The sequence below is a fragment of the Comamonas granuli NBRC 101663 genome (assembly GCF_000739995.1).
In the GTDB taxonomy this organism is placed as follows: domain Bacteria; phylum Pseudomonadota; class Gammaproteobacteria; order Burkholderiales; family Burkholderiaceae_C; genus Simplicispira; species Simplicispira granuli.
Genome location: NZ_BBJX01000004.1, coordinates 385869 through 401437, shown reverse-complemented (window position 1 = coordinate 401437; position 15569 = coordinate 385869). Strand labels below are relative to the sequence as shown.

14 protein-coding genes are annotated in these 15569 nt (G+C 69.9%); 5 read left to right on the top strand and 9 right to left on the bottom strand.

The window, feature by feature from the left end:
- Both CGR01S_RS05205 and CGR01S_RS05200 read right to left on the bottom strand, forming a co-directional pair.
- A complete protein-coding gene (locus CGR01S_RS05205) occupies window positions 1-801 on the bottom strand; it encodes an MlaE family ABC transporter permease (RefSeq protein WP_042423510.1) in 801 nt (266 codons plus the stop codon).
- 93 nt (window positions 802-894) lie between these two features.
- Window positions 895-1353 carry a MerR family transcriptional regulator gene (locus tag CGR01S_RS05200; RefSeq protein WP_042423202.1) on the bottom strand — a complete coding sequence of 153 codons (459 nt, stop codon included), beginning with the start codon at window positions 1351-1353 and terminating at the stop codon, window positions 895-897.
- A gap of 76 nt (window positions 1354-1429) precedes the next feature.
- On the opposite strand from CGR01S_RS05200, the gene CGR01S_RS05195 reads away from it, so the two are divergent.
- The 4 genes from CGR01S_RS05195 (at window position 1430) to CGR01S_RS05180 (ending at window position 4367) form a co-directional block, all read left to right on the top strand.
- Window positions 1430-2050 carry a hypothetical protein gene (locus CGR01S_RS05195; RefSeq protein WP_042423199.1) on the top strand — a complete coding sequence of 207 codons (621 nt, stop codon included), beginning with the start codon at window positions 1430-1432 and terminating at the stop codon, window positions 2048-2050.
- A 47-nt stretch (window positions 2051-2097) separates the two neighbouring features.
- Window positions 2098-2715 carry a YitT family protein gene (locus tag CGR01S_RS05190; protein ID WP_042423508.1) on the top strand — a complete coding sequence of 206 codons (618 nt, stop codon included), beginning with the start codon at window positions 2098-2100 and terminating at the stop codon, window positions 2713-2715.
- A 114-nt stretch (window positions 2716-2829) separates the two neighbouring features.
- The gene (locus tag CGR01S_RS05185; RefSeq protein ID WP_042423196.1) at window positions 2830-3357 is read left to right on the top strand and encodes a DUF411 domain-containing protein; all 528 of its coding nucleotides are present in this window, start codon (window positions 2830-2832) and stop codon (window positions 3355-3357) included.
- Complete coding sequence (locus CGR01S_RS05180; RefSeq protein ID WP_042423193.1) at window positions 3354-4367, top strand: P1 family peptidase; 1014 nt, start codon at window positions 3354-3356, stop codon at window positions 4365-4367. The genes CGR01S_RS05185 and CGR01S_RS05180 overlap by 4 nt, the downstream gene beginning before the upstream one ends.
- A gap of 9 nt (window positions 4368-4376) precedes the next feature.
- Here CGR01S_RS05180 and CGR01S_RS05175 read toward each other — a convergent pair whose 3' ends face one another.
- Window positions 4377-6728: a DUF1631 family protein gene (locus CGR01S_RS05175; protein ID WP_042423189.1), complete on the bottom strand. Its 2352-nt coding sequence runs from the start codon at window positions 6726-6728 to the stop codon at window positions 4377-4379.
- A gap of 44 nt (window positions 6729-6772) precedes the next feature.
- Window positions 6773-8434, bottom strand: a complete 1662-nt coding sequence (gene ettA / locus CGR01S_RS05170; RefSeq protein ID WP_042423187.1) for an energy-dependent translational throttle protein EttA — start codon at window positions 8432-8434, stop codon at window positions 6773-6775.
- A 245-nt stretch (window positions 8435-8679) separates the two neighbouring features.
- Here ettA and CGR01S_RS05165 point away from each other — a divergent pair, with 245 nt between their 5' ends.
- On the top strand, window positions 8680-10341 hold the full coding sequence (locus CGR01S_RS05165) for a DEAD/DEAH box helicase (RefSeq protein ID WP_042423184.1): 1662 nt from the start codon (window positions 8680-8682) through the stop codon (window positions 10339-10341).
- A gap of 18 nt (window positions 10342-10359) precedes the next feature.
- On the opposite strand, the gene CGR01S_RS05160 is transcribed toward CGR01S_RS05165, so the two are convergent.
- From CGR01S_RS05160 to CGR01S_RS05140, 5 genes are read right to left on the bottom strand one after another with little or no spacing between them, the layout of a single operon-like run.
- Window positions 10360-11859, bottom strand: a complete 1500-nt coding sequence (locus CGR01S_RS05160; RefSeq protein WP_042423506.1) for an efflux transporter outer membrane subunit — start codon at window positions 11857-11859, stop codon at window positions 10360-10362.
- A gap of 35 nt (window positions 11860-11894) precedes the next feature.
- Window positions 11895-12605: an ABC transporter ATP-binding protein gene (locus tag CGR01S_RS05155; RefSeq protein ID WP_042423181.1), complete on the bottom strand. Its 711-nt coding sequence runs from the start codon at window positions 12603-12605 to the stop codon at window positions 11895-11897.
- 1 nt (window position 12606) lies between these two features.
- Window positions 12607-13809, bottom strand: coding sequence for an ABC transporter permease (locus tag CGR01S_RS05150; RefSeq protein WP_042423179.1), 1203 nt, complete (start codon window positions 13807-13809; stop codon window positions 12607-12609).
- Window positions 13806-14960, bottom strand: a complete 1155-nt coding sequence (locus CGR01S_RS05145; RefSeq protein WP_042423176.1) for an efflux RND transporter periplasmic adaptor subunit — start codon at window positions 14958-14960, stop codon at window positions 13806-13808. Before CGR01S_RS05145 ends, CGR01S_RS05150 begins: the two co-directional genes overlap by 4 nt.
- Window positions 14957-15565: a TetR/AcrR family transcriptional regulator gene (locus CGR01S_RS05140; protein WP_042423173.1), complete on the bottom strand. Its 609-nt coding sequence runs from the start codon at window positions 15563-15565 to the stop codon at window positions 14957-14959. Before CGR01S_RS05140 ends, CGR01S_RS05145 begins: the two co-directional genes overlap by 4 nt.
- Window positions 15566-15569: the final 4 nt, after the last annotated feature.

Genomic DNA, 15569 nt, shown 5'->3' with positions numbered 1-15569 from the left:
TCAATAGTAGTTGCCCACGAGCGAGGCGACCTCGATCAGCAGCAGCACGGCGAACATGCGCGCCAGGCCGCCGAGCTCGCTCTCCTGTTCCGGTACGCTCGCGTCGCCGTCCATGCGCGACGCCGTGGGGATGAGCGCCACCGCCAGGCTCGACAGCAGGGTCTTGATGCCGAAGACCAGCGTCACCGCGGGGGAGAACACATGGCCGAACATGCGCGTGTAGCTGGGCAGTCCGGCCAGGTTGAAGCCATACACCCCCAGGTAGGCCATGGCCAGGGCCACCACGCACGACAGCGCGGCGAGCGTGATGCACGCGAACATGCCCGCTGCCACGCGCGGCAGCAGCTCCACACGCACGGGGTCGGCCCCGGCGCGGCGCAGGGCGTCGAAGCGGCCCGCCCGGCGCAGCGCCGCGAGCTGCGCGCCGGCCGGGATGGTGCAGCGCAGGGCGACGAACAGCGCCGCCGTGAGCGGGATGAGCTCGAGCACCAGCACGCGGATCACCATCTCGAGCGCATAGGCCGTGAGCCCATAGCTCAGCGCCGTGACCACGACGATGCGCGTGAGCACCAGGCTCAGCAGCGCCGCCAGCACGGTGAACCCGGGGAGGATGGGCGCGGTCTCCAAGTAGAGGTGGCGCAGCAGCGGCCTGCGCGCCGCACCCGCGTAGCTCGACGGCGAGAGCGCCAGCACCAGGACCACCGCGCCCAGGTACACGATGCGGCCCCAGGCCCGCACCCAGCGCTGCACGGACCGCCACAGGCGGGTAGGCAGGTCGGGCGATGCGCGGCGAGAGGGCATGGGGCGCATCATAGCGGCAGCATGGAGTTTCAAGGCAAAAATACGACTCAAGCGCTTGACTGGTAAGCGCTGGCAGCTAGCAAATAAATAGCATCACACATGCCGCAGGTGCTGGCCGGGGCGTGCCGGGGCGTCCTGCGCATCCGCCTGGGCGTGCAGCGCTTCGATGATGCCGCAGTGGGTGCCAGTGCCGTCGCAGGAGTTGCGCAGCGCGAGCAGGCTGCGCTCCAGGGCCTGCAGCTCCGCCAGCCGTTCGCGCACATGCTCCAGATGCCCGTCGATGGCGGCGCAGGCCGCGTCGCAATCGGCCTGGGAGCGCAGGTCCAGGGCGAGCAGCGTGCGCACCTCGTCCAGCGACATGTCCATGGCCCGGCACAGCCGGATCAGGCGCAGCCGGTGCACGTCGGCCTGGCTGTAGAGCCGGTAGCGGTTGCTGCTGCGTGCGCCGGGCGGCAGCAGCCCTTCGCGCTCGTAGTAGCGGATGTTGGCGGCCGTCACGCCCGAGAGGCGGGCGGCGTCGCCGATGCGCAGGCTGGGGGCAGAAAGGGACATGCTCACGGTGGAATGGCGGGGTGGACTGGCGGCAAAGGCCCGGCCATCATGCCAGCATCGTGGTCCAATCGCCGCCATGACATTGCGCTCCATGCTGGTGATCGGTGCACTGCTGACCGGACTGTTCTTCGCGGCCGACACCTGGCGCGCGCGCACCGCGCCCCAGAGGATCGGTTCGGGCCTTGCGCTGGCGCAGCAGAGCTTTGCCGCCGAGCCGGTGCAGGAGCCCACGAGCGCCCGCCCTTTTCCGCTGGGTGCCTACCAGGTGCACCCCGTGGCCGAGTTCGCCGTGCGCGCGCGCATCCTGGGGCGGGAGGATTACCGCCTGGGCCGCGAGGCGGAGCTCTCGCCCATGGACCTGGCCCTGGGCTGGAAGCGCATGACCGAGCCCGCGGTCTACCAGGCCTTGCACATCACCCAGGGCGGGCGCTGGTACCGCTATTCCTGGCCCGACCGGCCACCCATTCCGCCGGACGAGATCATCGCCACCTCGTCCAATATGCACATGATCCCGGCCAACCCCGCCGTGCGCCAGGCCCTGGAGCAGGCGCGCGCGGGGCGCTACATCCGGCTACAGGGCAAGCTGGTGAACATCACGCACCCCAGCGGCTGGCGCTGGAACAGCTCGCTGTCACGCACCGACAGCGGCGCCGGAGCCTGCGAGCTCGTCTATGTGGAAGCGGCCTGGGTGGAATGAGCACGCCGCCCGTGTTCCAATCCCTGGCTCACCCGAACACCCTGCCGATGACTGCCCCAGCCCCACCCGCCGCCGCCCCCCACAGCGCTACCGAAGACACCGTGGCCATCTTCACGGGCGTGTTGATGATCTCCGTCGGCGTGGCCTTTTTCTCCAGCGCAGGCCTGCTCACGGGCGGTACGGCGGGGCTGGCCTTTCTGCTGCACTACGCCACGGGCATAGGCTTCGGCAAGGTCTTCTTCGTGCTCAACCTGCCGTTCTACTGGCTGGCGCTGCGCAAGCTCGGGCGCGAGTTCACGCTCAAGACCTTTGCGGCCGTGCTGCTGCTGTCGCTGGTGACCGAGGTGCAGGCCCGTTTCCTGCAGGTCGCGCACATCGACCCCCTGTACGCTGCCCTGGCCGGTGGCTTGACCATGGGCACGGGCTTTCTGGCCCTGTTTCGCCACCGCTGCAGCCTGGGCGGCATAGGCATCGCCGCGCTGTATCTGCAGGACCGCTACGGCTGGCGTGCGGGCAAGGTGCAGATGGCCGTGGACTGCGGTATCGTGCTGCTGGCCCTGGCGGTGGTGGAGCCTGCGCGCGTCGCCTGGTCGGTGCTTGGCGCCGTGGCCTTGAACCTCATCCTGGCTCTCAACCACCGGCCCGGGCGCTACACGGGCACCTGAGAAGGGAACCATTTCCGCCCCCGCCGCCTCGCAAGAGACGGACGGGCCCCTGCCGCGCAGGGCCCTGCCCTGCCCCACCCCCGCAGGCTGCGCCTGCACACCAGAGTCCTTGACATGAGCCCCTTGCACACGCTTTCCCCCCACATTCCAGGCCGCCGCCAATGGCTGGCCGCCGCCCTTCCTGCTGTGGGAGCGGGCATGGCCCTGGCCGCCCTGGGCCCGGTAGCGCTGGCCGCCGCACCCCAGTCCACGCCCGTGGAACTGTGGAAAGACCCGCAGTGCGGCTGCTGCCAGGACTGGGTCGAGCACATGCAGGCGCAGGGTTTCGTCTTCACCGTGCACCCCACGGGCAATGCGGCGGTGCGCGCGCGCCTGGGCCTGCCGTCGCAGCTCGGCTCCTGCCACACGGCGCTGGTGGGGGGCTACCTGATCGAGGGCCATGTGCCGGCTGCCGATGTGCGCCGCCTGCTGCAGCAAAAACCCCAGGCCCTGGGCCTGGCCGTGCCGGGCATGCCCGTGGGCTCGCCGGGCATGGACGGGCCCGTCTACGGCAACCGGCGCGACCCCTACGATGTGCTGCTCGTGGCGCGCGACGGCAGCACGCGCGTTTTCAGCAGCTACCACGGCAAGCCGCGCGCATGAATCCGCACACCGACCCGGGCAGCATCACCCGCGTGGCGGGCATCGAGGTGGGCCATTTCACCGATGCACGCCGACCCACGGGCTGCAGCGTGGTCGTGGTGCGCGAGGGCGCCGTGGCCGGTGTCGATGTGCGCGGTGCGGCGCCCGGCACGCGCGAAACCGATCTGCTCGACCCCTGCCATCTGGTGGACCGGGTGCACGCCGTAGTGCTCGCGGGCGGCAGCGCCTGGGGCCTGGAGGCCGCCACCGGCGCCGTGCGCTGGCTTGAGGAGCAAGGCGTGGGCCTGGACGTGGGCGTCGGCCGTCTGCCGCTGGTGCCGGCGGCTGTGCTGTTCGACCTGATGGTGGGCGACATGCGCGTGCGTCCCGACGCCGCTGCCGGCTATGCCGCCTGCGCCGCGGCGGGCACGGCCGACCCGCCGGAGGGCAACGTGGGTGCCGGGGCCGGCGCCAGCGTGGGCAAGATGTTCGGCATGCAGCGGGCCATGAAGGGCGGCATAGGCAGCGCCTCGGTGAGCGTCGATGGCGTCACCGTGGGCGCCCTGATCGCCTGCAACGCCGTGGGCGACGTGCTCGACCCCGATACCGCACGCCCCGTGGCCGGCGCGCGCACGGCCGACGGCCTGCACCTGGCCGACACCCGGCGCGCGCTGCTGCGCGGCGCGCTGGCGCAGTCCCTGCTGGCGGGCACGAACACCACCATCGGCGTCATCGCCACCGACGCGGTGCTCACCAAGGCGCAGGCGCAGCGCCTGGCCGTGGCCGGGCACGACGGGCTGGCGCGCAGCATCAACCCGGTGCACACGCAGTTGGATGGCGACACCCTGTTTGCCCTGGGCACCGGCCGTGCGGGGCGCCACCCCGGCATGCTGCTGCTCGCCACCATGGCCGCCGAAGCCGTGGCCCGCGCCACCCTGCGCGCCGTGCAGGCCGCACGCAGTGTGACCACGCCGCAGGGCCTGCATCTGCCCGGGCTGGGCGATGCCACCTGGGGCCAGCGCAGCGCCTGAAGCGCCTTTTTACTTGCCGCGCGAGGAGGAGCGCTTGCGGCGGCTGGCAGAGGCCATGGCATCAATGGCGCTGTCCACCACATGCTGGCGCGGCAGAATGCGCAGCAGGCCCTCGGCGGTGAGCTTGTCGCGCATGCGCCGTGTCATCGACTGGGTGCTGCCATCGGCCCCGGTGAACAGGAACAGGGTGTTGTGCGGGCTGACCCAGGTGAGTTGGGTGCGCACGACCTTGCCATTGCTCACCAGATCGACCCAGGCGCCGATGTAGAACGGGTCTTCCTCCGGCGCCGCAGGCGTCGCCGGCCCGGGCTCTTCCAGGTTCACGTCGAGCGCCGCGTCAGCCGATGCCGGCGGCTCCAGATCGGCCTCGTGGGTGATGGGCGGCGCCACGGAATCGGGCGCCGCCTGCTGGGACTGCACGGCTTCGAGCACCTGCTGGTGCAGCAGCACCAGACGCTCGATGAAGGCACTGCTGAGTGCCGCGGGGTGATCGATGGAGCGCAGCCCCTCGCGCAGCTTGCTGAGCATGCCCGGAATGCAGTGCACCAGGCGGTCCTTGTCGGCTCCGACCAGGGCAGGCTGCACGCTCCAGAAAAGCTCCGGGATCAGCGCCAGGTAGCCGCCCGGGTCGGCCTCGCCGCCCGCCGCCGCGCCCGATTGCGCCTGGGCCACCACCTGGGCCCAGGGGCCGGTGGCGAATTCCAGGATATCGACCGGCACAGACTCCACGCCCGTGAGCTTGCGGATATTGCCGGCGATTTTTTCGGCGAGCAGCTCGCGCTGCTCGGCCTGCACCAGCGCCTGCTTCTCGGCCTCGCGGTGGGCCTGGCGCTTTTTTTCCTGCTTCTCCCAGGCGTTTTCCAGGGCCTTGAGCACGGCCTCGAAGGGGGCCGGGCTGGTGATGTCCTGCTTTTGCGCCAGGTGGTCCACCGCCTGTTCCACCAGGCGCATGAAGCTGCGAAACCCTGGTGCGCCCTCCTCCGCGAACGCCAGGCTGCGCTGCGTGACTTCATCGAGCAGGCGGCGTGCGGGGTGGCGGGCGTCGCCGAAGAAGCGCGTATCGTGGCGCACCAGCTTGCGAATGGCGGGCTCCATGCCCTGCACGGCGCGCTGCACCGGCGGCAGCAGGCGCGCATCGCGGGCGATGTTGTCCACCATGCGGGCCACGACCTCGGCAGCAAGCGCGGGCGACGCCGCCTCGGCAGGTCCGTAGACCACGCCATACAGGCTGCGCGGGGCGCTGTGGCCGCTGTGGAGGTAACCCCCCGTGGGCTGGGTGCTGCCCGCCAGACGCCCCACGAGGCGTTCGAGCTCGGCAATGTCATCCATGGCCTCGGCGGCCGCGGCGTTCACGTCGGTGTAGTGGGCGCCGCCCGGTGGCACGGGCGCGCCGTACACAGGCCCACGCTGGCTGGGCGCTGCGGGCATGGCGAGCGAGGGCTGGAGGGACACCGGCGGGTAAGGGTCCCCTGCGCCTGCAAGCATCTGGCGCAGTATGCCCACGGTGAGCAGCGCCTCCTCGGCTTCGGGGGCCAGGCCGCTCATGCCGGGGTCACCCGCCCAGCCCGAGCCCGCGTAGCCGGCGGGCGGTCCATAGCCTGTTCCCGCCGCAGCATAGCCGCTGTGCCCCGTCCCGGCCCACTGGCTGGACGGGGCAGCGCCGTAGCCGCCGCCATGCAGGCTGGCCGCACCGCTGCGGCCGGCCCCGGCCGGTGCAGCGCCATAGCCCACGGGCTGAATGCCCTGGTCGCGCAGGCTTTGCGCCGCACGCTTGTACACGTCCACGAGCAAGCTGCCCAATTGCGTGCGCATGGGCTGCATCCAGGCCTCGCGGATGGGGGCCGCCACGCCGGTATCGGCAATCACCTGCTGCAAGGCGCGGATGTAGTTCTCGGGCCGCAGCGGGTTGCGTTCCGGGTGTACACGGCGCAGCCCCTGGGCGGCACTGACCAGGCCATTGAGTTCGGCGAGCTGGGCCTCGGTGGTATGCACGGCCAGTTGCTGGGCGCGCGAGAGCTCGACCTGGGCCTGCACCTCGTCCTCGTCCAGCAGCGACAGCTCGCCAAAATCCAGCCCTGTGGCATCGGCCTTGCTGGTTTTGGCAGGCTCGGGACCGTCGGCAAAAATCTCCAGCAGGGCCATGGGATAGCCCTTGAGCATGGCCGCTTCGTGCTGGTTGAGCAGGCGCAGCGCATCGCTCGCCAGGTCGCGCCGCGCGAGGTCGCGCAGCTCGGATTCCTGGCTGGTGAGCGCTCCGCGCGTGATCTGCACCAGCTGCTGCATCAACGCCTCGCCCTCGCGCACAGCGTTGACGACGCAGGCTCGAAACACCGTCCGGGAACGGGGGGAGGTTTGTTGCATTTTGTTGCGCGCGGGAGGTTGCTACACGGCCTCCTATCCTACTTCTACTTGAGCGCCTTGAAGCGCATGCGGTGCGGCCGCGCACCCTCTTCGCCCAGGCGTTTTTTCTTGTCGGCTTCGTATTCCTGATAGTTGCCGTCGAAGAAGGTCCACTGGCTGTCGCCCTCGGCCGCCAGGATGTGCGTGGCGATGCGGTCCAGGAACCAGCGGTCGTGGCTGATGACCAGCACCGTGCCCGCGTATTCGAGCAGCGCGTCTTCCAGCGCCCGCAGGGTTTCCACGTCCAGGTCGTTGGAGGGCTCGTCGAGCAGCAGCACGTTGCCGCCCTGGATCAGCGTCTTGGCCAGGTGCAGGCGCCCGCGCTCACCGCCCGAGAGCATGCCGACCTTCTTCTGCTGGTCCTGGCCGTTGAAGTTGAAGCGGCCGCAGTAGGCGCGGCTGGCCATCTGGAACTTGCCGATGGTGAGCATGTCCAGGCCGCCCGAGACGTCTTCCCAGACGGTCTTGTCGTTGGCCAGCGCATCGCGGTGCTGGTCCACGAAGGCCATCTTGACGGTCTGGCCGATCACCACCTCGCCGCTGTCGGGCTGCTCCTTGCCGGCGATCAGCTTGAACAGCGTTGATTTACCGGCGCCGTTCGGGCCGATGATGCCGACGATGGCGCCCGCCGGGATGTTGAAGCTCAGGTTGTCGATCAGCAGGCGGTCGCCGAAGGACTTGCTGACATTCTTGAACTCGATGACCTGGCTGCCCAGGCGGTCGGCCACAGGAATGAAAATTTCCTGCGTCTCGTTGCGCTTCTGGTATTCGTAATCGCTCAGCTCCTCGAAGCGGGCGATACGCGCCTTGCTCTTGGCCTGGCGGCCCTTGGCGTTCTGGCGCACCCACTCCAGTTCCTTCTTCAGGGCCTTGGCGCGGGCCTCCTCGCCCTTCTGCTCGGCCTCCAGGCGGCTCTGCTTTTGCGACAGCCACTCGGAGTAGTTGCCCTTGTAGGGAATGCCGTGGCCGCGGTCGAGTTCGAGAATCCACTCGGCGGCGTTGTCGAGAAAGTAGCGGTCGTGGGTGATGGCCACCACGGTGCCGGGGAAGCGCGACAGGAACTGCTCCAGCCAGTCCACGGACTCGGCGTCCAGGTGGTTGGTGGGCTCGTCGAGCAGCAGCATGTCGGGCTTGGACAGCAGCAGGCGGCACAGCGCGATGCGGCGCTTCTCGCCACCCGAGAGCACGCCGACCTTGGCGTCCCAGGGGGGGAGGCGCAGCGCGTCGGCGGCGATCTCCAACTGGTGCTCGGAGTCGGTGCCGGCCGTGGCGATGATGGCCTCCAGGCGGGCCTGTTCAGCGGCCAGGGCGTCGAAGTCGGCATCCGGCTCGGCATAGGCGGCGTACACCTCCTCGAGCTTGGCGCGGGCGGCAAACACTTCGCCCATGGCCTCTTCCACGCTCTCACGCACCGTGTGCTCGGGGTTGAGCTGCGGTTCCTGCGGCAGGTAGCCGATCTTGATGCCCGGCATGGGGATGGCTTCGCCGTCGATCTCCTTGTCCACGCCAGCCATGATCTTGAGCAGCGAGGACTTGCCCGAGCCGTTGAGGCCGAGCACGCCGATCTTGGCACCGGGGAAGAAGGAGAGCGAAATGTCCTTCAAGATCTGCCGCTTGGGCGGCACGGTCTTGCTGACATGGTTCATCGAGAAAACGTATTGGGCCATGGAGTGATTCTGTCAAAAGAGCGGCAATTGTGCCGTGGGCAAACCGCGATTATCGACTCATGCGACAATAGCGACCGCGCCGGGCTTTCCAGTGGGTCCGGCTTCAGCAGCATGTGCTGGGGACGCAGCAACCCGCTTGCGCCGTCCTGTCCGAGAAAACCCCTTCAGCCTGATACTGGTCGGCAGCCCTTGTGCGGTTGCTTCGGCAGGCCGATCCCCGGCGCCCGGAAGGCGCAAACCCATTCATGACATTTGACGAACTGAACCTGGCCCCGGCCATTCTGCAGGCCGTGCGCGAGCAAGGCTACGAAAACCCCACCCCGATCCAGGCGCAAGCCATCCCCGCCGTGCTGCAGGGCCAGGATCTGCTGGCCGGCGCACAGACCGGCACCGGCAAGACGGCAGCGTTCACGTTGCCGCTGCTGCACCGCCTCGCCCAGCAGCCCGCACCGCGGAGCAAGCGCGGCGGCAAAGGCCTGCGCGCCCTGGTCCTGACGCCCACGCGCGAGCTGGCGGCCCAGGTCGAGGAATCCATCCGCACCTACGGCAAGTACCTCGATCTGGACTCCACGGTGATCTTCGGCGGCGTCGGCATGAACCCGCAGATCGACCGCATCCAGCGCGGCGTGGACTTCCTCGTGGCCACGCCCGGCCGCTTGCTGGACCTGCAACAGCAGGGCCACCTGGACCTCTCCACCGTCGAGGTCCTGGTGCTCGACGAGGCCGACCGCATGCTGGACATGGGCTTCATCCATGACGTGAAGAAAATCCTCGCGCTGCTGCCGCGCGAGAAGCAAAGCCTGCTGTTCTCGGCCACCTTCAGCGACGAGATCCGCGAGCTGGCCAACTCGCTGCTGCGCAACCCGCAGAGCATCCAGGTCACGCCGCGCAACACCACGGTGCAGCGCATCAGCCAGGTCATCCACCCGGTGGGCCGGGCCAAGAAGAAGCAGGTGCTGCTGCACATCATCCAGCAGAACAACTGGAGCCAGGTGCTGGTGTTCACGCGCACCAAATTCGGCGCCAACAACGTGGCCGACTTCCTGCAGAAGAACGGTGTGACGGCCATGGCGCTGCACGGCAACAAGAGCCAGAGCGCCCGCACCCAGGCGCTCGAAGGCTTCAAGACCGGCCAGATTCGTGCGCTGGTTGCTACGGATATTGCAGCACGCGGCATCGACATCGACGACCTGCCGCACGTGGTCAACTACGAGATCCCCAACGTGCCCGAAGACTACGTGCACCGCATCGGCCGCACGGGCCGCGCCGGGCGCGAGGGCCAGGCCGTGAGCCTGGTCTGCATGGACGAAGAAGGCTTCATGATGGAGATCGAGCGCTTCACCAAGCAGGAAATCCCGGTCCAGGTCCTGGAGGGCTTTGGCCCTGACGAAGGCGAGCAGGCCGAGCCCATCGCCATGGGCCGCCAGACGCTGTGGGGTGGTGCGGGCAAACCGCCCAGCCGCGAGGTGATGCAGGCGGCAGCCAAGGCCGCGCGCAGCGAGATGATGGAGCGCATCCGCGCCAACAAGACCGGCTCGGGCGCCTCCGGCAAGGGCGCAGCCGCCCCGCAGGGCCAGCGCAAGAAGCCGGGCCATGGCGGCGGCACGCAACCGGCCTCCCACGGCAAGGGCCCGGCACAGCGCCAGGGCCAGGGCCCGGCCAACGCCGCGCGCAACCGCCCGGCCCCGGGCCGCAACCGTGGCGGCGAGGGCGGATCGCAGCGCTACGAGGACCAGCCCCCCCACCCCGACGCCCACTTGGGCACGCACAGCGGCCTGGGCCTGCATGTGCGCCGCAACTCCGGCCGCGCAGCAGAGCCCGATCCCATGCGCACCAGCATCGACAGCATGGCCGACCGTGGCCGCAGGGGCGGCGGTGGCATGCGTGGTGGCCCGCGCGGCCGCTGATCCCCTTTGCACCGGCCCTCAGGGGCCGGTCCGGGATGCCACTGTTTCCGGGGCGGCGTCGCCGCCGCCCATGGCCTGGTACAGCGCGGCGGAATCGGCCAGGCGCTGAGCCTGTGCGGCTATGAGGGCCAGACGGTTTTGCTGTGCCTGCTGGCGCGCCAGCAGCAACTGCACATAGCCTGCCGCCCCCAGGGCGTATTGCCGCTCCACGGACTGCAGCGCCGCCTGCGCGGCGGCGTCGCCGGCCGCTAACGCCACCTGCGCCTGGGCATCGTGCTCCACGGCGCCCAATGCATCGGCGACGTCGCGCAGCGCGTCGAGCACCACCACCTGGTAGTTGGCCGCCGCTGCGTCCAGCGCCGCCAGAGCTGCCCGTTTTTCGGCGGGCAGGGCCGGGTTGAACAAGGGCTGCGTCAACTGCGCAAGCACTCCCCAGACGGCCGAACCGCCGCTGAACAAGGCCCCCGTCGTCAAAGCCTGCGACCCCAGGCTCGCGCTGAGCTGGATCTGCGGGTACAGCCGGGCAGCGGCCACGCCATAGTCGGCGGTCGCCGCCTGCAGCAAGGCCTCGGCGGCGAGGATGTCGGGCCGGCGGCGCACCAGCTCGGAGGGTACGCGCACGGGCAGCTCCACCGGCAGCCGGAACTCGGCGAGCGAGAAATCCGGCACCGCGGCCGCGCCGGGCGCCTGCCCGGCCAGCACGGCCAGCAGGTTCTCGCTGTGCTGCACCTGCTTGCGCAGCAGGGCCAGGTCCGAACGGGTCCGCTCGGCCTGTGCCTGCAGCGCGAGCAGTTCGTCCTGCCCCGCACTGCCCAGGCGCAGGCGCTGGTGTGCCAGGGCCAGTTGCTCGTCCTGCGCCTGCAGCAAGGCCTGCATGGCAGCCCGCTGGTCCGCCAGGCGGGCGCGTGCAATGGCTGCGCCGGTGAGGTTGGCGGCCAGCGCCAGGCGTGCGGCGTGGAGCTGGTAGCGGCGGTAGTCCGCGCGCGCCGCCCATGCCTGGCGCGCCTGCTGGTCGCCGCCGGCGAGGTCGAAGCGGTAACGCACCCCAAGGCTGGCACTGTACACATCGGCAAGCGGTGCCGCACCGCCCGCCGGAGCCAGTGCGCTGCCGTTCTGACGCTGGCGCTGCGCGCCCAGCCCCACATCGACCTGCGGGTAGCGCGTGGACGCGGCCTGCGCGGACTGCAGTTCCTGCGCCTGGCGCAATGCGGCCTGGGCCGACGCGAGCGTGGGACTGGCCTCCAGCGCCTGTGCGATCCAGGCGTCGAGCCGGGGGGCGCCCAGCGCACGCCACCACTGGGCCGGTACCGCGGCGCCCATCTGCCAGTGCTGAGCCTCGCCCAACAGGCCCGGGGCTGCGGCCGTGTGCTGCGGCAGCGCGGTAGCTGTATAGCCTGGCACGGCCGGGGCTGCCGGCCGCTGGTAGTCCGGGCCGGCGGCACAGCCGCTGAGCGCGGCCGCCAGGGCCAGTACCAGCGCATGGCGCCCACGCAAGAACGAAATGGCAAGCTGCTGCATCATGGATCTCCTGGAGTGCGGGCACCAGAGCCTGCTCATGCGAAAACGCGCCCTTCCCCCGCTTCCTCGTGGGTCACGCCGTCGCGGATGTGGTAAATGCGCTTGAAGGTGGGGATGATTTTTTCGTCGTGCGTGACGACGATGATGGCCGTCTCGTAGCGCCGGGCCATGTCGTTGAGGATGCGGATCACGGCCATGGCACGCTCGGAGTCGAGCGGCGCCGTGGGTTCGTCGGCCAGGATCACGGGGGGGCGGTTGACCAGGCCGCGCGCGATGGCCACGCGCTGCTGCTCGCCGCCGGACAGGCGCGCAGGCATGGCCTGGGCACGGTGCTGTACGTCCAGCGCCGTGAGCAGTTCCAGCGCGCGCTCGCGCGCCTGGGTGTTGGGCGCGCCGGCGAGCATGGGCAGCAGGGCCACGTTGTCGGTCACGTCGAGAAACGGAATCAGGTACGGCGCTTGGAAGACGAAGCCGATCCTGTCGCGGCGCAGCGCGCGCAGATCGCGCACCTTCCAGCCCTGGTCGTAGATCGCCTCGTCGCCCAGCACCATGCGGCCTGCCGTGGGGTCGATCACCGCGCCCAGGCACTTGAGCAGGGTGCTCTTGCCCGAGCCCGACGGCCCGATCAGGCCCACCACTTCGCCCGGCGCCACGTGCATGTTCACGTCCTTCAAGGCCAGCACGGCGGTGTCGCCCTCGCCATAGCGCTTGGACAGGCCTTCGATGCGTATGCCCTTGCCTTGCATCTCAGCCCCCTATGGCTTCGGCCGGATCGACGCGCAGCGCCATGCGGATGGCGACGATGCTGGCGAGCACGCAAATGGCCTGCACGGCCAGAAAGCCCGCGATGGTGTCCTGCGGCACCAGCAGCACGTACTTGGGGAAGATGGGTGCGGCAAACGTGGCGCTGATCTTGCCCACCACGAAACCGATCAGGCCCAGCACCAGGGCCTGTTGCAGGATCATCCCGGCGATGGTGCGGTTGCGGGTGCCAATGAGCTTGAGCACGGCGATTTCGCGGATCTTGTCCATGGTCAGCGTGTAGATGATGAAGGCCACGATGGCCGCGCTGACCACTGCCAGAATGGCCAGGAACATGCCGATCTGGCGCGCCGAGGTGGCGATGAGCTTGCCCACCAGGATGCCCTCCATCTGGCTGCGGTCGTAGACCGTGAGTCGCTTCCAGCGGCGTATGGGCTCGGCCACCTCCTGGGGCGTGGCACCGGGCCGCAGGCGCACCAGCACGGCGTTGACGGAGCGGTTGCTCGTCTGTGCGGCGATCACGGCGTCGAGCAGGCCCGGCACGCCCGGCCGGTTGAACGCCGGGTTGGCCTCGGTGCGCCGGCGCTGCATGAGGATGGCGTCGTTGTCCTTGAGGAACTGCGCCTCCTGCGCGTCCTTGAGCGGGATGAAAACCATGGGGTCGCCGCTGGAAGACACCATGCGGCGCGTGAGCCCCACCACCGTGTAGTGGTTGCGGCGGATGCTCAGCACATCGCCCAGCGCAAAGCCGGAAGCCGCATCGGCCACGGCCTCGTAATGCCCGCGCGTGATCTGGCGCCCCGCCACCAGGTAGGGCGGCCAGCCGGGCAGCCCCGGCTCGCCCGCCGCGATGCCCACCACCATGGCGCGCACGTCACGCCCGCCCTGGCCGACCTGCATGGTCAGGTAGGTGACATTGGCCGCCTGCTCCACCCCGGGCATGGTGCGCAGGCTGCGCCAGACGTCGTCGGGAATGCTGGAGGACTCGGCGTACGGGCCCAGCGTGTCCTTTTGCACCACCCACAGGTCGGCGCCGCTGTTGTCCAGCAGCACGCGGCCGTCGTCCACCATGCCGCGGTAGACGCCGGCCATGGTCAGCGTCACACCGATGAGCAGCCCCAGGCCTATGCCCGTGAAGATGAACTTGCCCCAGGCATGCAGGATGTCGCGCCCGGCCAGGCTGATCATGGCGCCTTCCTCCCGGCCAGGTGCTCGACCACATGAATGCGGCTCTGGGCCGTGAGCGCCTTCTCGCTGTAGACCACCACCCTGTCCCCCTCGGCCAGGCCGCTGACCACCTGCACCAGGCCATCGAGGTCGGAACGGCCCAGTACGACAGGGGCGAAGGCCAGCCCTCCATCGTCCAGCTTCCAGACGCCGCGCACCCCTTCCTGTGTACGGATGGCGGCATTGGAGATCGTCGGGGCCTTGGGCAACTGCGGCAACTGCACCGTGATTTCGGCCAGCTCGCCGAGCGGCGGCAGTGCTGCCGGGGGCGTGTCGAACACGATCTTGGCCAGGGTTTCCTCGGTCACGGCATCGGCCCGCGGCTCCACGCGCAGCACGCGTCCGGCCAGGGGTTCGCCGCGCCGTGACCGCAGCACGACCTGCGCCGGCAGCCCGGCGGCCAGCCCCTGGGCGCTGATCTGGTCAAAGCGCGCATCGACCCACAGGCTGCCCGGGTCTATGACCTCGACCACGGCCTGCCCTGCCACCACGGTGGAGCCCGGTTCGGCATCGCGCGCCGCCACCAGGCCGGCCACCGGTGCCACCAGCCGAAAATTGCCGCGCTGGGCCTGCAGCGCCCGGGCCTCGGCGCGCAGGCGCGCCACATCCTCGCGCGCGGCGCCCAGGGCTGCCTCGGCCAGGGCCAGCTCCTGGCGCTTGGTGGCCAGGGTTTCCTCGCTGGTGCCGCGCACGGCCAGGAGCTGCTCATACCGGCTCGTCTGCACCTGGGCAAAGCCCTGGCGCGCCTGGGCCTGGCGCAGCGCGGCCTCGGCGCTCTGGATGGCTGATTGCTGTGCCAGCATGCGCTCGTCCAGGTCCACCGGATCGATCTCGCCCAGCACCTGCCCGGCCCGCACGGCGTCGCCCACATGCACGTCCAGGCGCTTGACGCGCCCCGCGAAGGTCGGTCCGATGCGGTAGGTGTAGCGCGCCTGCACCGTGCCTATGCCGGGCAGCGCCGGTGCCACGGCACGCGCCTGCACCGGTGCCACGGTCACGGCCACCGGCGCCAGCGGCCCCGAGCGCAGCGCCACGTAGACGAACAGAACGAGCAAGGGAACGATTACGGCCACCAGCGCCAGCGTGCGGCGCTGCATGCGGGGAAACTTCATGGCAGGCTCCTGATGCCGCGGCAATAGATGGCAAACACCCGGGGCGCGTCGCTGCGCATGCGCTCCACGCCGCCGGCCAGCAGAGACTGCATGACCAGGCCCTGGATGCTGCCGATGAACAGCACGGCGGCGGCATCCACGTCGAGGTCGGCGCGCAGGTCCCCGCGCGCCTTGCCTTCCTCCAGCAGGCCGTGCAAGCGCGTTCCGTAGCGCTGCAGTAGCGTCTGCACCATCTTCTTGGGCAGGGTCTCGCCGGGGCGCTGCAGTTCGCCAAACAGCATGCGGGGCACGCCGGGGTGCTCCGCCACGAAGCCGATGTGCGCCATGAACACCGCTTCCAGCGCCTGCAGGGGCGTGGCAGCGGCTTCGGCGGCGCGGTCCACGCGCGCCAGAAGGCGCTCGCTCACCCAGTGCATCACGGCCTCCAGGATGGCCTCCTTGCTCGGAAAGTGGCGAAACAGCGCGCCCTGTGTCACCCCCATGTGCTGCGCAATGGCGCTGGTGGTGATGTCGCTCGGGTTCTGCTGCGCGGCCAATGCGACCACCGCCTCCACGGTGACCGCGCGCCGTTCGTCTGCCGACAGATAGCGTGTTGCCTCGCTCATGCTC

Excerpts from the sequence above, each read along its gene's own strand:
- CGR01S_RS05205 (WP_042423510.1), bottom strand. The coding sequence starts at position 801 with ATGCCCTCTCGCCGCGCATCGCCCGACCTGCCTACCCGCCTGTGGCGG.
- CGR01S_RS05200 (WP_042423202.1), bottom strand. The coding sequence starts at position 1,353 with ATGTCCCTTTCTGCCCCCAGCCTGCGCATCGGCGACGCCGCCCGCCTC.
- CGR01S_RS05195 (WP_042423199.1), top strand. The coding sequence starts at position 1,430 with ATGACATTGCGCTCCATGCTGGTGATCGGTGCACTGCTGACCGGACTG.
- CGR01S_RS05190 (WP_042423508.1), top strand. The coding sequence starts at position 2,098 with ATGACTGCCCCAGCCCCACCCGCCGCCGCCCCCCACAGCGCTACCGAA.
- CGR01S_RS05185 (WP_042423196.1), top strand. The coding sequence starts at position 2,830 with ATGAGCCCCTTGCACACGCTTTCCCCCCACATTCCAGGCCGCCGCCAA.
- CGR01S_RS05180 (WP_042423193.1), top strand. The coding sequence starts at position 3,354 with ATGAATCCGCACACCGACCCGGGCAGCATCACCCGCGTGGCGGGCATC.
- CGR01S_RS05175 (WP_042423189.1), bottom strand. The coding sequence starts at position 6,728 with ATGCAACAAACCTCCCCCCGTTCCCGGACGGTGTTTCGAGCCTGCGTC.
- ettA (WP_042423187.1), bottom strand. The coding sequence starts at position 8,434 with ATGGCCCAATACGTTTTCTCGATGAACCATGTCAGCAAGACCGTGCCG.
- CGR01S_RS05165 (WP_042423184.1), top strand. The coding sequence starts at position 8,680 with ATGACATTTGACGAACTGAACCTGGCCCCGGCCATTCTGCAGGCCGTG.
- CGR01S_RS05160 (WP_042423506.1), bottom strand. The coding sequence starts at position 11,859 with ATGCAGCAGCTTGCCATTTCGTTCTTGCGTGGGCGCCATGCGCTGGTA.
- CGR01S_RS05155 (WP_042423181.1), bottom strand. The coding sequence starts at position 12,605 with ATGCAAGGCAAGGGCATACGCATCGAAGGCCTGTCCAAGCGCTATGGC.
- CGR01S_RS05150 (WP_042423179.1), bottom strand. The coding sequence starts at position 13,809 with ATGATCAGCCTGGCCGGGCGCGACATCCTGCATGCCTGGGGCAAGTTC.
- CGR01S_RS05145 (WP_042423176.1), bottom strand. The coding sequence starts at position 14,960 with ATGAAGTTTCCCCGCATGCAGCGCCGCACGCTGGCGCTGGTGGCCGTA.
- CGR01S_RS05140 (WP_042423173.1), bottom strand. The coding sequence starts at position 15,565 with ATGAGCGAGGCAACACGCTATCTGTCGGCAGACGAACGGCGCGCGGTC.